14 protein-coding genes are annotated in these 16,561 nt (G+C 56.3%); 9 read left to right on the forward strand and 5 right to left on the reverse strand.

Features of this window, described 5'->3' with window-relative positions; translation table 11 throughout:
• Window positions 1–11 precede the first annotated feature (11 nt).
• Window positions 12–1,361, reverse strand: coding sequence for an MATE family efflux transporter (locus HFP51_RS03640; protein WP_255454828.1), 1,350 nt, complete (start codon window positions 1,359–1,361; stop codon window positions 12–14).
• A 51-nt stretch (window positions 1,362–1,412) separates the two neighbouring features.
• Between HFP51_RS03640 and HFP51_RS03645 the strand changes: the two genes are divergently transcribed.
• From HFP51_RS03645 to HFP51_RS03675, 7 genes are all read left to right on the forward strand, one after another.
• Window positions 1,413–2,318 carry a histone deacetylase gene (locus HFP51_RS03645; protein ID WP_176876524.1) on the forward strand — a complete coding sequence of 302 codons (906 nt, stop codon included), beginning with the start codon at window positions 1,413–1,415 and terminating at the stop codon, window positions 2,316–2,318.
• A gap of 80 nt (window positions 2,319–2,398) precedes the next feature.
• Window positions 2,399–4,273 (forward strand): 2-oxoacid:acceptor oxidoreductase subunit alpha, encoded by a 1,875-nt coding sequence (locus tag HFP51_RS03650; protein ID WP_176874414.1) that lies wholly within the window; start codon window positions 2,399–2,401, stop codon window positions 4,271–4,273.
• A gap of 86 nt (window positions 4,274–4,359) precedes the next feature.
• Entirely contained in the window at window positions 4,360–5,388 is a 1,029-nt protein-coding gene (locus HFP51_RS03655; protein WP_176874415.1) for a 2-oxoacid:ferredoxin oxidoreductase subunit beta, read from the forward strand.
• A 6-nt stretch (window positions 5,389–5,394) separates the two neighbouring features.
• Complete coding sequence (locus HFP51_RS03660) at window positions 5,395–6,345, forward strand: metal-dependent hydrolase (RefSeq protein ID WP_176874416.1); 951 nt, start codon at window positions 5,395–5,397, stop codon at window positions 6,343–6,345.
• Window positions 6,342–7,736 (forward strand): deoxyribodipyrimidine photo-lyase, encoded by a 1,395-nt coding sequence (locus tag HFP51_RS03665; protein WP_176874417.1) that lies wholly within the window; start codon window positions 6,342–6,344, stop codon window positions 7,734–7,736. Before HFP51_RS03660 ends, HFP51_RS03665 begins: the two co-directional genes overlap by 4 nt.
• A 70-nt stretch (window positions 7,737–7,806) precedes the next feature.
• Window positions 7,807–9,084 (forward strand): cyclopropane-fatty-acyl-phospholipid synthase family protein, encoded by a 1,278-nt coding sequence (locus tag HFP51_RS03670; protein ID WP_176874418.1) that lies wholly within the window; start codon window positions 7,807–7,809, stop codon window positions 9,082–9,084.
• Between the two features lies 1 nt (window position 9,085).
• Window positions 9,086–10,297, forward strand: coding sequence for a serine hydrolase (locus tag HFP51_RS03675; RefSeq protein ID WP_176874419.1), 1,212 nt, complete (start codon window positions 9,086–9,088; stop codon window positions 10,295–10,297).
• A gap of 31 nt (window positions 10,298–10,328) precedes the next feature.
• Here HFP51_RS03675 and HFP51_RS03680 read toward each other — a convergent pair whose 3' ends face one another.
• From HFP51_RS03680 to purF, 4 genes are all read right to left on the reverse strand, one after another.
• A complete protein-coding gene (locus tag HFP51_RS03680; RefSeq protein ID WP_176874420.1) occupies window positions 10,329–10,778 on the reverse strand; it encodes a nuclear transport factor 2 family protein in 450 nt (149 codons plus the stop codon).
• A gap of 72 nt (window positions 10,779–10,850) precedes the next feature.
• A complete protein-coding gene (locus tag HFP51_RS03685) occupies window positions 10,851–13,196 on the reverse strand; it encodes a TonB-dependent receptor (protein WP_176874421.1) in 2,346 nt (781 codons plus the stop codon).
• Window positions 13,197–13,362: 166 nt separating this feature from the next.
• Window positions 13,363–14,067 carry an SDR family NAD(P)-dependent oxidoreductase gene (locus HFP51_RS03690; protein WP_176874422.1) on the reverse strand — a complete coding sequence of 235 codons (705 nt, stop codon included), beginning with the start codon at window positions 14,065–14,067 and terminating at the stop codon, window positions 13,363–13,365.
• A 31-nt stretch (window positions 14,068–14,098) separates the two neighbouring features.
• Window positions 14,099–15,568 carry an amidophosphoribosyltransferase gene (gene purF, locus HFP51_RS03695; protein WP_176874423.1) on the reverse strand — a complete coding sequence of 490 codons (1,470 nt, stop codon included), beginning with the start codon at window positions 15,566–15,568 and terminating at the stop codon, window positions 14,099–14,101.
• A 121-nt stretch (window positions 15,569–15,689) separates the two neighbouring features.
• On the opposite strand from purF, the gene hisI reads away from it, so the two are divergent.
• Together hisI and HFP51_RS03705 are read left to right on the forward strand one after the other, a co-directional pair.
• The gene (gene hisI / locus HFP51_RS03700) at window positions 15,690–16,052 is read left to right on the forward strand and encodes a phosphoribosyl-AMP cyclohydrolase (RefSeq protein WP_176874424.1); all 363 of its coding nucleotides are present in this window, start codon (window positions 15,690–15,692) and stop codon (window positions 16,050–16,052) included.
• An 83-nt stretch (window positions 16,053–16,135) separates the two neighbouring features.
• A complete protein-coding gene (locus tag HFP51_RS03705; RefSeq protein WP_176874425.1) occupies window positions 16,136–16,552 on the forward strand; it encodes a MerR family DNA-binding transcriptional regulator in 417 nt (138 codons plus the stop codon).
• The last annotated feature ends 9 nt before the right edge of the window (window positions 16,553–16,561 follow it).

The following is a 16,561-nucleotide window of genomic DNA, read 5'->3' on the forward strand; positions in this document are numbered from 1 at the left end:
ATTGATCCATTTTAGGGCTGTTTGTTTGCAACTATAGGCGGAAAAGTGCGGGCGGCAAGTCGTGGGATCATGACGAACTGTCCGACTGCCCGGATCGCCAGAAACACTGTGAAGCTCAGCCATACGCCATGATTACCATAGGGTGTGGTTAGCCAGAGCATCAGGCCATAGGCGACAAAGGCTGCGGCCATCGTTCCGAGCATTGCTCGGGTCCAGGTCGCGCCGACGAACACGCCATCCATCACAAAAGACGCGACGCCAGCGAGCGGTAGTGCGAGAAGCCAGATATCGTAGCGCAGGACCGTCTCGATGACGTCAGGATCGGTTGAAAAGCTTGCGACAATCGGACCAGAAGTAATGGCGAACACGCCCGTTAGAATGAGGGCGGTGCCGATGCCGCGCAACATGATGCGGCGGACGGTCTTATCGAAACTGTCGCGCTCCTTTGCGCCGATGGCTTCACCGCACAACACTTGGGCCGCATTCTCAAACCCGTCGAGAAGCAGGGCTGTGAGCATGAACATCTGAAACAGAATCGCATTTGCCGCGAGAATATCTGTCCCGAGGATCGAGCCCTGCCGCGTCACCATCATAATCGCGATGGTTAGTAATACGGTGCGCAGGAAAAGGTCTCGATTGACACGGAACAATGATCCCATGCGGGCGGAATTCCAAAGATCCCGGTCGCGCGCGGCGGCGATGAGCGCCGACACTTTTGCCGCCGGAAGGACGGCCAATATGAGCAGAGCGAATTTGGTGAACTCGGAAATCAGCGTCGCATAAGCGATGCCCGCAACGCTCATATCCCAGACCAGGACAAACAGAACGCCGAGGCCGACGTTCAAAAGATTGATGGCTATTTCGATAACCAGGACGATACGCACGCGGCGTAACCCGATCAGCCAACCGACGATCGCGGCATTGATTAGCCAAGCCGGGGCCGCCCAGAAACGGATATCGATATAGACGGCCGCACCGTTTCGAACGGTGCCCTCTGCGGCCAAAAGATCGAGGCCCAACGGGATCGTCAGAGACTTTGTTGCGAGCAAGATCAACCCGATTGCCAGGGCAATCACCGAGGCGCGCAAGAGAGCCGCCATTTTCTCCGTATCATTGCCTTGGCCTGCGGCCTGGGCTGTCAGCCCGGTGGTAGCGGTTTTCAGGAAGTTGAAAACGACCAGCAAGCTCATCAGCAAGCGCGCGCCCATTTCGACGGCGCCCTGTGCGGCGGCTTCCCCAAGCTGGCCGATGATCCAGATATCGGCAATGCCGATAAGGGCGGTGGCCACGTTGGTCGCCATGGCCGGGATGGCTATTGACCAGATGGCTCGGGGATCATGGGGAGCGAGGGTTTTCGTCATCGATCCCACGGTCATAGTGCGGTGGTGGCCAAGCGCCTATATGCAATCCTCATGCTGCATTTCGTCCATCACCCATTCTATGTTGCACCGGCTCCGCCCGGGAGCGGATTTCGGTTTAACAAATATGGTTTGGTGCGAGAGGCGTTGGACGCATCGGGCATTGCCATGACGATGCACAAACCGGAGCCGATGCCACGAAAATGGATCGAGGCGGTGCATGACCCGGAATATGTGAGTGAAGTCATGGCGGCAGCGGTGCCCAAGGCCAAGGAGCGCCGGATCGGGTTTCCGGTCACCCCAGAGATTCGCGATCGATCGCTACTTGCTCAGGGCGGTACCTGGCTGGCGGCTCTGTTGGCTTTGGAGCACGGTTTTTCGGCCAATGGCGCCGGAGGCAGCCATCATGCCTTGCCCGATACTGGCGCTGGCTATTGTGTACTGAATGATCTTGCGGTCGTTGCCAATCGGCTCGTCGAGGACGGCAAGGCGGATCGAGTGCTCATTCTGGATTGCGATGTCCATCAAGGCGATGGAACGGCGGTATTGCTGGCAGGGCGCCCCGAAATATTCACCATATCGGTCCATGCAGAGAAGAATTTCCCAACCCGCAAGGCGCGTTCGACACTAGATATCGCATTGTCGGATGGAACCAGCGACACTGCGTATCTGGACCGGTTGAATGATATGCTGCCCGATGTGCTGCACGACTTCCGCCCGGATATTGTCTTGTACCAGGCAGGCGTTGATCCGCATCGGGACGACAAGCTTGGGCGATTGAACCTGACTGACGCTGGAATGGATGCCCGGGATCGCTACGTCGCAACGCTAACCCGCACCCAAAACATCCCGCTCGCCAGTGTGTTAGGCGGTGGATATGGCGACGATCATGGTGCAGTTGCGCAGCGCCATGCGCGCAGCATTCTTACTTTGGCGGATGAAGCCGCGAAGCATCGCTGAATCGCGAGTGATTTTTTCTATTTTGTTCCGGGGGCCAGCTGTGCATAGGTAGTTTCACGGATAAGAGTGAGAATGAAATAATGGCCACTGCGGCAAAACCGATTAGTTCCAACCCCCCAGAAGATGCAGCTACAGTCGTTGTCCGGTTCGCCGGAGACAGTGGTGACGGCATGCAGCTTACCGGGGGACAGTTTACGCTATCAACTGCGCTTGCCGGGAATGACCTGGCGACTTTTCCGGATTTCCCGGCCGAGATTCGCGCTCCCCAAGGGACGTTATTTGGGGTTTCGGCATTCCAGATTAACTTTGGCAGCCGTGCAATCCGGACGGCCGGTGACGCGCCTGACGTACTCGTGGCCATGAACCCGGCGGCGTTGAAGACCAACTTGGGCGATTTGCGGGAAGGCGGCTTGATCATCGCCGATAGCGGCGCCTTTGGTGATCGGAACCTATCCAAGGCGGGCTATACCGAGAATCCGCTCGAAGATGGCTCATTGGCCAAGTGGCAACTGCTCTCGCTCGATATGACGGAAATGACGGTCGAAGCGGTTAAGCCGTTCGGTCTGGGCAACAAGGAAGCGCTGCGCTGCAAGAATATGTGGACGCTGGGACTGACGCTCTGGATGTTTGATCGCAAGCGACAGCCAATCATCGATTGGCTCAATGCCAAATTTGCGAAGAAGCCGGATATTGCCGATGCCAATATCGCGGCGCTGAACGCAGGCCATGCCTATGGTGAGACGGCCGAGCTGGGATATGCATTCCAACCGCGTCACGTAGAGAAAGCGCCTGCCGAACCGGGCCTGTATCGGACAGTTACCGGCGCCGAAGCAGTTTCGCTTGGTCTGGTGGCTGGTGCAAAACTGGCCAATCTCCCCATGTTTTTCGGTGGTTATCCGATCACGCCGGCCTCGGCGATCCTGCATCATCTCTCCCGCCTCAAGCAGTTTGGCGTCACAACTTTCCAGGCTGAGGATGAAATTGCCGCGATCGGGGCTGCGATTGGAGCGAGCTATACCGGTTCGCTTGGCGTCACATCCTCTTCGGGGCCTGGTATCGCGCTCAAGGGCGAGGCGATGGGCCTCGCAATTATGACAGAATTACCGCTGGTTATCGTCAATTCGCAGCGCGGCGGACCATCGACCGGTCTTCCGACCAAAACCGAGCAATCCGACCTGTATCAAGCGGTCTATGGCCGGAATGGCGATGCGCCGATGCCGGTTATTGCCGTGCGATCACCGTCCGATGCGTTCGAATGTGCGATTGAGGCCTGTCGTATCGCAACGCGTTATATGACGCCGGTGATGCTCCTTACGGATGGCTATATCGCTAATGCCGCTGAGCCCTGGAAAATGCCAGATGTCAGTGACTTTGAGCCGTTTCCTGTGACTTTCCATGAAGATGCGCCGGGTGAAGATGAGAGCTTCAATCCCTATGCGCGCGATGAAAAACTGGCGCGGCCATGGGTTAAGCCCGGAACACCGGGCCTGATGCACCGGATCGGTGGTATCGAGAAGGCGTCAGGCAGCGGGAACATCGACTATTCTCCGGAAAACCACCAGGAAATGACTGATCTGCGCGCGCAGAAGGTTATGAACGTGGCGGACGACATTCCCGAGCAAGATGTCGCTCTGGGTGCAGCCGGCGATACGCTGGCAGTGGTTGGCTGGGGCTCGACCTATGGCCCGATCCATCAGGCCGTCGCAAAAGCGCGCGCAAACGGCCAATCTGTTGCGCAAATTCATTTGCGTCATATCTGGCCGATGCCGAGCAATCTTGGGGAGCTGTTGAAGAGCTTTGATCATATTCTCGTGCCGGAAATGAACAAGGGCCAGCTCAAAACAGTGCTGCGGGATCAGTTTCTTGTCGATGCGAAGCCGCTGAACAAGGTTTCGGGTCAGCCTTTCCGGATTGCTGAGATTGAAGCTGCGATTCAGGATCAACTTGATGGATGACAAGCCGAAAAGTGTCCTCCCCCTGGTGGGGATGCTGGTGGTGATTGTTGCTATAATTTACATGCTGTGGAGCTAAGGAAGCTGCAATGAACGATATGACACCCGTCAAGACGACACTCAAAGATTGGGAAACCGATCAGGAAGTGCGCTGGTGCCCGGGCTGTGGCGACTATGCGATCCTCAAAGCGATCCAGCGAACCATGCCCGATCTCGGTGCTGATCCGGCCAACACGGTTTTTGTCTCGGGCATCGGCTGCTCGTCGCGTTTCCCCTATTATATGGAAACCTATGGCTTTCACACGATCCATGGGCGCGCACCGACTGTTGCCACCGGCGTAAAACTCGCCAATCCGGAGCTGGATGTATGGCTCGTCACGGGTGATGGCGATGGCCTGTCGATCGGCGGCAACCATATGCTGCATCTCTTGCGTCGGAACCTTGATTGCCAGGTTCTGCTCTTCAACAATGAAATTTACGGCCTGACAAAAGGCCAATATTCGCCGACATCGCGTCCGGGCACAAACAGTCCGTCGACACCATTCGGATCGGTCGATCGTCCGGTCAATCCGTGCTCCTATGCGTTGGGCTCGGGCGCACGCTTTGTTGCGCGCGGTATCGATGTGAACAAGAAGCTCACTGATGCATTCAAAGCGGCTTATGCGCACAAGGGAACTGCGTTCGTCGAGATTTTCCAGAACTGCATCGTCTATAATGAAGATGTCTTTGCTGATTTCACCAACAAGAAAACGGCGGCCGATACCCAGATCTGGGTGGAGCATGGCGAACCCTTGTTGTTCGCAAATGGAACCAAGGGTATTACTTTGAACGCTGACTCAATGACGCCTAAAGTCGTTGAAGTTACTGACGGAGATTGGGAATCTGCCGGTGTGATGGTCCATGACCAGACGAACCACACGCTGGCGTATCTACTTGTCGAAATGCCGTTCGGAGAGTTTCCGATGGCGCTTGGCGTGATCTACGATGATCCGCGACCGACCTTTGACGAGGTCGTGATTGCCCAGAGCGATGAAGTTTCGAAAGGCAAGGACGCCAATCTTCAGGCGCTGATCGAACATGGCCAGACCTGGACGGTGGAAGACGGTCCGGAGCTCTAAGCTCAAATGGACAATCTGACTCACAGTCTGGCCGGTGCTGTACTCGGCCAGATTGGCCTCAAGAGAAAAACCGGCCTGGGAATGGCGACGCTGATTATCGCAGCCAACATTCCCGATATTGACGCATTTGCGACGCTTGTCGGTGGGCATCAGCATCTCGGATTTCGCCGCGGTATTACCCATGGGCCGATCGCGATGCTGCTGTTGCCGATATTGCTCACCGGAATCATGATTGCGTTCGACAATTGGCAATCGCGACGGGGGAAGCGGCCGGAAAGCCGACTGCCCCTGCACAAAGGCTGGTTATTGGCGCTGGCCTATATCGGGACCTTGAGTCATCCAGCGCTCGATTTTCTCAACAGTTATGGCATTCGCTTACTTGAACCGTTTTCCAGCCAATGGGTCTATGGAGACACGCTTTTCATCATCGATGTCTGGATCTGGGCGACACTGGGCATAGCGCTTTGGTTGTCGATACGACGGGAGAGGCGCGGAGCTGCAAATTGGCGGACGCCCGCCATTTCCGCATGCGCAATCGTCCTCGTTTATATTGCCGCAAATGGCCTGATCTCGAACCGCGCAGAGAAGATGACCGCTGAGTTGGTGACTGAAGCTCGCGGCGAGCATCCCGAACTTGTCGTTGCCAATACTCTCCCGATTGCCTTCTGGGCACGCGACATGCGTTGGCGCGGGCAAGGGGAGATGGGCAGCGGAAACTTCTCGCTGTTTGGCGGCGATGATCGGGTCTCGCTGAATGGCGATACGCGGCCCGATGGCATGGCAGAGATTGATTGGGAGTCTATTGCCAGCGAGGATGCCGATGCGCGCGCATTTCTGTTCTGGGCGCGCATGCCTTTCGTAGAAGAAGTCGATGGGCGCATCTGGCTCCGGGACCAAAGGTTCACCTTTGACGGTATTGGGGATCGCTTTCGGGTTGATGTAACACCGGAAGAATGAGTAGCATTTCAATTGTCTGGTTTCGTCGTGACCTCAGGCTCGCGGATCAAGCCGCGCTGACAGCTGCGGCAGAACGTGGTCCCGTACTCCCGGTCTACATTCTGGATGACGAAACGCCGAAACACCGCAAAATGGGTGCGGCGTCCCGGTGGTGGCTCCATCATTCGCTCGCTGATCTCGATCAGAGATTGCGACAGATGGGTTCTCGCCTGATCCTGAGGAGCGGCAACAGCGCCCAGATTCTGTCTGATCTGGTGGCACAAACCGGCGCGACTGAAATTCACGCGCTGCACCATTATGAGCCCTGGTGGCTGAATGCCGAACGCGACGTAAGGGCGAAGCTAGAGCATCCCGTGTCATTGCATCTGCATCACGGCAACTATCTCGTTCCACCCGGTACCATCACGACCGGCAGCGGAAATCCCTACAAGATCTACACGCCATTTTGGAAAGCCTTGCGCGAAAACATGCCGCCCGCGCTGCCAATGTTGGCGCCGGATACAATCGATGCGCCGCCAGACTGGCCCGACACTGATCGTCTGGATGAATGGGCGCTTCTTCCGAAAAACCCCAATTGGGCCGAAGCATTTGGCGATTATTGGCAACCAGGCGAAGCTGGTGCCCATGCCAATGTCGATCGCTTCATTAGCAAGGCCGAGGACTACGACACGGACCGCAACCTGCCTTCGATTAAAGGCTCTTCGCGCCTGTCGCCACATCTGCATTTCGGTGAGATTTCGCCTGCGCAGGTCTGGCATGCTGTGTCCTGTTCTGGCCGCAATGTGACCACGTACCAGAAGGAGCTAGTCTGGCGGGACTATGCGCAGAATGTCATTCGCCAATTTCCGACATATGGCAGTGAAAGCTATCGTCAGCAGTTTGAAGCCTTCCCTTGGCGAGGTCTTTCGTCAGATGATGTGAAGGCTGATTTCGATCTCTGGTGCCGTGGCCAGACCGGTTATCCGATAGTCGATGCAGGGATGCGGGAGCTGTGGGCGACAGGCTGGATGCATAATCGTGTGCGGATGATTGCAGCGAGCTTTCTCATCAAGCACCTGCTGATCGATTGGCGGGCGGGCGAACAATGGTTCTGGGATACACTGGTCGATGCCGATTACGCTTCGAACGCGACCAACTGGCAATGGGTGTCTGGAACCGGCGTCGACTCCAACATGTTTGTCCGGATCATGGCGCCGCTTAGCCAATCCGAAAAATTCGATGCTGGAGATTATATCCGTAAATGGGTGCCTGAACTGGCTGGGTTGGATGATCCCTATATTCATGACCCCGAAGAGCATGGCTGCAAACCCGATAGCTATCCGGCAAAGATAATCGGCCATCGCGAAGCGCGTCATCGCGCCTTGGACGCATATGCAACGGTCAAAAATTAGCTGCACCAATGGCGGCGAAGCCGTTGCCCTAACCGTGTAATTTGGGCCATAAGCGCGCGCAGGAGGGGTTATGGCGAGCAGCCCATCACCACGGGGCCAACATTTGCTGCGGGCCGATCGCGGTTTCGCGACCGGCTTGGGCTGGCTGTCGCGTCTGTCCGCTCCCGGGTTTCACAAGTTTCTGGATCGCCTTCATGCGGGGCTCGGTTCGGGCAGGCTCGAGGCAAAATTGCCTGATGGCAAGACACGTGTGCTGGGTGATCATGCACCGGGCGTTTCCGCTGAAATCGAGCTGAAAAGCTGGCGACCACTGATACGGCTCATGACATCAGGTTCGATCGGTTGGTATCGCGGTTGGGCCGAAGGCGAATGGACCAGTCCTGCGCCGGAAAAACTGTTTGAGCTGTTTGTGGTCAACAGAAAGACGCTGGGTAATGCCGCGCGCGCCAAGGGTGCTGCCCGAATACGCAATTTGTTGGCGCACACGAAACGCCGCAATGATCGCGGCAATGCCCGCAAGAATATCGAAGCACATTATGATCTGGGCAATGATTTCTACGAAGCCTGGCTCGACGAAACGATGACCTATTCGAGCGCGGTATTTGGCGATCCATTGTCACCCGCCGAACCATTGGAAGAGGCGCAACGCCGCAAGGTGCGCATGCTTCTTGACCGGCTCGATCTCAAACCGGGCCATAGGTTGCTCGAGATTGGCTCGGGCTGGGGCGGCCTGATGGAAATCGCAGCCAAGGAATATGGAGCCGATGTTACCGGCATAACCCTGTCTACCGAGCAAAAGGCTTTCGTTGAGCAGCGCATGCGCAATGCCGGCCTGGAGAATCGCGCCCGTGTCGAGTTGATCGACTATCGCGATGTCGAGGGCGAATTTGATGCCGTTGCCAGTGTCGAGATGGTGGAAGCAGTCGGTCAGGAATATTGGGCGACCTACATGCAGGCGATTTCTGATCGGCTGAAACCGGGTGGCAAGGCAGCAATCCAGCTCATCTCGATCGAAGAAGACGGGTTTGAAGCCTATGCGTCGACCGCCGATTTCATTCAAACCTACGTTTTCCCAGGCGGGATGTTGATTGAAGAGAAACGATTTGCAGAGCTTGGAAAACAGGCTGGGCTGACTTGGGCCGATCGCACCGGCTACAATCTTCACTATGCTGAAACACTGCGCCAGTGGCGGGAACGATATGACACAGCGGTGGCCGACAACAGCCTGCCGGAAGGTTTTGACGAGCCGTTCCACCAGTTTTGGCGCTACTATCTCATGTATTGCGAGGGGGGTTTTCGCGCGGGTGGTATTGATGTAGCGCAAGTTACTCTGATTAAAGGAAAATAAGATGCGATTCGGGATAGGCGTCCGTGCGCTGGGAATAGCCACGGCAATGATGGGGGCTGCCATTGCAGCGCCTGCCACCGCGCAGGATGACGCTGCGGCTGAAAGCGATATCCCGACGGATCTCAATATTCTGATGTGGACCGATCCGCAGCGCGATTTCGCTTTTCCGCGGATGGAAGACTTGGCTCCTGTGCGGACGATTGCCAATGGCGAGACCTTCCGGGACCTGCCAAGCGGCCCGGATCTCGAGGTCTCCGTGACCATGGATGGCGAGACATGGACGCTCGATGAGTATCTCGAGGATCAACGTGCCGCGGGCGTGGTCGTCATCCATAATGGCGAAGTGCGACTGGAGCGATATCGCATGGGGGCTGATATCGACACACGCTGGACCAGCTTTTCGGTCGCGAAATCCTTCACATCGACTTTGGTTGGTGCGGCGATTGTCGATGGTCATATCGAATCGCTCGATGCGCTCGTGACCGCCTATATCCCACAGCTTGAGGGCAGCGGTTACGATGGCGTCACGGTGCGCCAGCTCCTGACGATGACATCCGGCGTTCGCTGGAACGAAGATTATACCGACCCTCAATCCGATGTGTCCTTGTTCAATCTTGTCACTCCAGAACCAGGTGTCGATCCCGTCGTCACCTATATGCGGACCCTGGAAAGCGAAGCTGAACCGGGCACGCGCTGGCTCTACAACACAGGTGAGACCAATCTGATCGGTGTCGTCGTTGCGAATGCTGTCGGCATGCCGCTCGCGGATTATCTCTCTCAACGGGTCTGGTCCCGTATCGGCATGGCGCGCGATGGCGAATGGATCGTCAATGCGGGTGGTGGCGAGATTGCCGGCTGCTGTATTTCGGCGACGGTACGCGATTATGCACGCTTTGGCCTGTTCGTCATGGAAGGCGGAATGGTCGGCGATGAACGCATTGTCCCCGAAGGTTGGTATGAGGCCGCCGGATCACGCCAGGCGGATATTGGAATACCAGGCCGCGGTTATGGCTATCAATGGTGGACCTTTGATGATGGCGCGTTCGCGGCGCAGGGCATTTTCGGTCAGGGTATCTTTATCGACCCGGCCCGCAACTTGGTGATCGCCAGCAACGGCAACTGGCCGCTTGCCAGCAACCCGCGTTACAGCGAACCCCGGATCGCCTTTTGGCGGGCCGTCCAGGCAGCGATTGATGCGGAGAGCGCGGAGTAGGGCGGTACGGGCTTCGACAGGGGCAGTAAGTTCAGTCTGTCGAAGCCATGGTGTGGAGGGATGGAATGTCCCAAACTTCGGTGATGAGGCCGTCGACAATGCGCCAAACGACAACGACATCGACGGCGATCGACTGATCCTGCAACGTCATCGTGTTGCGTGTTTGCACAACAACGAGTTCGTTACCGACCGGGGTAATTGAGACCGGTTCCACCTTGAACGTGCCCGTTGATTGTCGGACGATCTTTTCGAAAAACTTCCGAATTCCATCAATCCCGACATAGTCACCATGCACATCAGGTAGGCGCGGATTGTAATAGTGCCAGACGATATTTGGCGACATCACCTCTTCAGCAGCTGCAGGATCAGCCGGATTAAACCGCTGAATAATTGCTACATTGGGATGATCGTTAGCCTGCACAATGAAGCTCGCTCTGTCTTCGCAACAGGAGAAGGCTAGCGGCAGCCGAACGGCGCGCATTGATTTGCGTCAATTCCTTACAGTTGCCTATTCCGGTGGCCGCCAGCTACCGAAACTGCCGCTGTATCTTGCCTAGAAGTTGAACCCGGCCGCGATTCCCCAGACTCTTGGTTCATTGACCATTGCCGTGAGGTTGTTGAAATCGATACCGCTCACCGCTGATGTGTCATTGGTGATGTTCCGGACAAAGGCTGCGAATTCGTAGCTATCTGTCTGATAACCAACACGGATGCCGCCTTCGAGCTGACTAGAATCCTGGAACTCGATCGACTCATAGAGGAAGAAGTTGATCCGTGAGCGATAAGCCCAGTCGGTGAAGAAATAGACATCGCCATCGCCAACAGGAATCTCATAGCGCGCCGTCCAATTTGCAATCCAGCGCGGCGACTGCGGTAGGCGATTGCCATCAATATTGACGATTGCGGCCGAGAATGGTGCAGCCGGAGTGACGATCGGATCCAGGATCGTGCACAATGATACGTTCGGGAAGGTATCAACCCGCACGCCGCCACACGCAGCCGTTGTCAGGCCATTATCCTGGATCTCCGTGTGGTTGTAGCTGAGGCCCGCTGTAACGAAGAAGTTATCGGTTATTGCGGCCTGCGCATCGAGCTCAAAGCCATAGCCGCGGACATTATCAGCATTGATCAGCCGGTTGGCATTCACATTGCCGCCCACCGCCGTCAGCTGGGCATTATTGAGATCGTAAATATAGCCGGAAAGATTCAATCGGGCCCGGCCATTCCACAGTGTCGATTTGATCCCCGCTTCATAGGATGTGATGGTCTCCGAATTGGCCACCGAAACACCGTCTTCTAGCGGCGTTGCCGTAGCGGGTGGAAACAGAATACGACCCTGGATGCTGGGCGCGCGATAGCCGCGTGCAATCCGCGCATAGAGATTGACGTCATCGCTCGCTTCATAGGTGAGGCTGCCATCCCAGGTGATAGTATCATCGCTGACACTCCGAGTGACCGTGCCAAGAGGGTTTTGCAGGAATGCTGGGAACTGGGTGTCCTGACTCCGCACCACGACAAAATCGCGCTGATCGTCATTATAGCGAAGGCCGCCCGTTACACTGAACCGATCACTGATGTCATAGGTCAGCGATCCGAATATTCCCAAGGCTTCGCTTTCTTGGCGCTGGCTGACCAGGATATTTATGCCACCTGCCGCATTGAGCGGATCGCCCAAGGTTGAATAGTTTTCACTGACAATATCGAGTGATTCATCGAAGTAGAAAATGCCGAACTGGTAGCTGAGCGGTCCGCCGCCATTGCTGGCAATGCGCAGCTCTTGCGTAAACTGATCAAGGTCAGGGATTGAATCCCGGGTTTCTGCCGTGAAAGGAATATTGCCCGGACCGGTCAGGTTGGGCGGCAGAAAGTTTGCGCCGAAACCGCCATCCACATCACCGACCGATGAAGATGTGCCGTGCCAATAACTGGTGACCGAGATGATCGAAACGGGACCGACATCCCAGGTCAGTCGTGCAGAAATATTTTCTGTTTCAACTTCTTGTTCGTTCTGGCCATCGACCGAGATGGTGTCGCGATCAAAATTACCGTTGAGTCCAGCGGTACCGCGGGTGAAATTATTGGCGCGGAACAGACGTGCCGTGCCGTCGAGATCGCGCAATTGGCCCGCCAACAGGATTTCGAAATCTTCGGTGACGTCAAATGCAGCCTGAAGGCGCACGGCGAATTCGTCGTAACCGCCCAAGGCGTTATTTGCCGTGCCGCCGGGAAGCACATTGTCCACATAATCATCCTGGCGCTGGTACAGTCCAGAAAGCCGAACCCTGACCCGATCTCCAATCGGTCCACCAACCGCTGCCTCGGCAGTCAGATTGTTGAACCGGCCATAGGTGAAACGCGCATATCCATCAGCGTCACTGCGCGGTTCGACGGAATCGAACTTCACAATACCGGCCGGCGTGTTGCGACCAAAAAGCGTGCCCTGTGGGCCTCGCAATACTTCGACCTGCTGCATGTCGAAAATCGGAAAACCCTTGAGGATGGGATTCTCGAGGACGACATCGTCATAAACGAGGCTGACAGGTTGGGCCGCGTTGAAATCAAAATCGGTGTTGCCCAAACCACGAATATAGAAGCGCGGAAAGGTTCGACCGAAAGACGATTCCACCAACAAGCTAGGGACCCGACCAGAAAGGGCGCGAATATCCTGGCCGCTGCTGCTCAGTGCGGTCAGTGAATCTTCGTCAATTGCGGTAACGGAAATCGGTACATCCTGAATATCTTCTTCACGGCGCTGCGCGGTAACGATGATCGTACCGACGCCAGTTTGGGTTGCGGCGCCGGCCGGTTGGTTGGTGACCTGAGCGGCCGCCGGAACTGCCAAAGCAGCGGCGAGCGCCATGCTTCCAGCAGACGCAATAAGTTTCGATGAACGATGCATGATATGACCCCCGATGTGGTGCAGCTGTGAAAAGCGCACGCAAATACATTTCTTCAGAAAATGATTGGGCAACAATTGATGCCAAGGGGGGGCGAGTCAATTCGAGTGCCGGGAATAACCCTTACATTATGTGGTGGCGTTGTGAATTGGACACAATCTGTCGGGATCAGACAGTGATGCGATGGCCCGTTTCGAACTCAGCTGTAACAAGATCTGCAATGGCTTCCGCCACGACTTCGGGTGACTTGAGCGTTGCCGGATCTTCTCCCGGAAAAGCGAGGGCCCGCATATCAGTGGCCGTTCCGCCGGGATCGACGATCGCGACCCGGATCTTTGTGAGATTTTTCACTTCCTCGCCATAGGCGGTGATGAGAGTGTCGAGAGCGGCCTTGGAAGCGCCATAAGCCCCCCAATAGGCACGCGGCCGCGCACCGACGCTGGAGGTGAGGGCGATCACTCGGCCATTCTCGCTCTTTTTGAGCATCGGATCGAACGCCGCAATCAATGCCTGTTGGGCCGTAAAGTTCAGCGTCATGACAGCGGACAGTTCTTTCGCCTCGATCTGGACCACCGGCGTCAACGAGCCGAGCATAGCGGCGTTGAGAACGAGTATATCGAGTGCGCCCCAGCGCTCGCTGACTGCCGTCGCAAGCCGCTGAATACTATCGCCATCGACCAGGTCGAGCGGTGCGATCGTCGCATTTCCATCAGCTTCGTGGATCGCATCCTCAACCGCTTCAAGGCCACCGGCCGTGCGAGCAACAAGAATGACATGCGCGCCTTCTGCTGCGAGCTTCTTGGCCGTTGCCGCACCGATCCCGCGGCTTGCTCCGGTCACGAGAGCCAGTTTTCCAGTCAGTCTTTGGGTCATGTCAGGGAGTGTGTCCTGCGGGGCCGAGTGCTCAGGTGACGCGTTCGGCGAGAAGGGGAAGCTCAGTTACATTGTCGAGGCCGTCATGATCGGTCAGCGGTGTTGGGTATTCGCCGGTGAAGCAGGCGTCACACCGTTGCGGTTGTTCATTATTGCGGCCGGCTTCGCCGAGCGCGCGGTAAAGGCCGTCGATCGAGATAAATGCCAGGCTGTCTGCACGGATATATTCGCGCATGCCTTCGACATCATGGCGCGCCGCTAGCAGCTTTTCGCGTTCCGGCGTGTCGACGCCATAGAAACAGCTATTGCGCGTTGGCGGGCTGGCGATCCGCATATGGACTTCAGAGGCGCCAGCTTCGCGCATCATGTCTACAATCTTGGTGCTGGTGGTGCCGCGTACGATCGAATCATCGATCAGCACCACGCGCTGGCCCTTGATGAGCGCGCGATTGGCATTGTGCTTGAGCTTCACGCCGAGGTGGCGAACCTTGTCCCCGGGCTGGATGAATGTGCGGCCGACATAATGCGAACGAATGATACCGAGCTCGAACGGGATATCGGCCTGTTGCGCATAGCCAATTGCCGCCGGCGTGCCGGAATCGGGTACCGGGATCACAAGATCCGCCTCAACTGGATTCTCAATCGCGAGTTCGGCACCGATTTGCTTGCGCACCGTGTAGACCGACTGGCCATCAACGATTGAATCTGGTCGCGAGAAATAGACATGCTCGAAGATACAAGGCCGCGCCTTGGCTTCGGCGAACGGATGGTGCGTCTTGATACCCTCGTCATTCACGACGATCAGTTCGCCGGGTTCCACTTCGCGAATGAAATCGGCGCCGACGACATCGAACGCCACGCTCTCGGACGCGAAGATGATGGCATCACCGAGCTTGCCCATTACTAGCGGCCGGATACCAAGCGGGTCGCGACAGCCAATCATGCCTTCCGGCGTCATGCAGACCAGTGAATAGGCACCTTCCAGCTGCTTCAGCGCGTCGATGAAGCAATCGAGCAACGTCTTGAAGGTCGATGTTGCGACCAAGTGAATGATGGTTTCGGTATCGGAGGTCGATTGGAAGATTGATCCGTGCCGCACAAGATCTTTTCTCAGGGTCCAGGAGTTGGAAATATTGCCGTTATGTGCAACCGCGAAGCCACCGGAGGACAGTTCGGCATAGAGCGGCTGTACGTTTCTGAGGCCGCTTTCTCCGGTGGTTGAATAGCGGACATGGCCGCATGCCGCGTCACCGGGCAACTGCCGAATGATATGGTCTTCATCGAAGTTACCGGCGATATGGCCGACTGCACGATGGCTATGGAAATAGTGCCGGTCATAGCTGGTGATGCCAGCGGCTTCCTGACCTCGATGTTGGAGAGCGTGAAGGCCCAGTGCGACGACGGCAGAGGCTGTCTCAGCACCCCAGATACCAAAGACGCCGCATTCCTCGCGCAATTTGTCTCCGTCATCGGAGTGATCAAATGGGTCGGTGGTCAACATGGCGGCTCCGGAGCAGGGGAGTGTCACCGGCGAGCATATAGGCATAGGAATCGCGTTTGTCTTGTCTTTGTCATATGGCGATGTCGATTAATCGTAATTGGGACAATGAAAGACGCCAGAAATGGACGATTCACGAGAGACCGGCTCAACCCTCAAACTCAAATTCGATGCCGCTGGATTGATCACTGCTGTAGTGAGCGATTGGACGTCCAATGATGTGCTGATGGTCGCGCATATGAACCGCGAGGCACTCGATCTGACTGTTGAAACCCAGATTGCGCATTTCTGGTCACGAAGTCGTCAGGCGCTTTGGAAAAAGGGTGAGACATCGGGGAACATCCTGCGCGTGGCAGATATCCGGATCGACTGTGACCAGGATGCAGTATGGCTGATCGTGGACGCAGCGGGCCCAGCATGCCACACCGGCGAAATGAGTTGTTTCTATCGGCGGGTCACTTCAGACGGCCTGTTGGCAATCGACTAGAAATTTTGTGAAAGCCGAAATATGACCCACCTTGACGTAGCGTCATCGCTTGACGTTAACGTGAACGTTATCTAAGAGGGCATATGGCAAAAGCATTACCACAGGCGGGTATCGATACTCCCGATGAGAAAAATCGCGAAACCTATTCCATCTCCGATCTGTCCGAAGAATTCGGGGTCACGCCCCGGGCGCTTCGCTTCTATGAAGATGAAGGTCTGATATCACCGGAACGTCACGGCCTGACGCGCGTTTATGCGAAACGGGATCGTGCACGGCTTGCGTGGATCTTGCGCGCTAAACGCGTCGGATTCAGCCTCGCTGATGTCCGCGAGATGATTGATCTTTACGATCTTGGTGATGGCCGGACAAAGCAACGCGCGGTGACGCGTGAGAAATGTCGTGAGCGAATTGATGCGTTGCAAAGCCAGCGTCAGGACATCGATTCCTCAATTGCCGAGCTCGAAGGATTTCTCGAGCTGCTCGACGAAGTCGAGAGCTAAAACAAACAA

It is taken from the genome of Parasphingopyxis sp. CP4 (genome assembly GCF_013378055.1).
Classification (GTDB): domain Bacteria; phylum Pseudomonadota; class Alphaproteobacteria; order Sphingomonadales; family Sphingomonadaceae; genus Parasphingopyxis.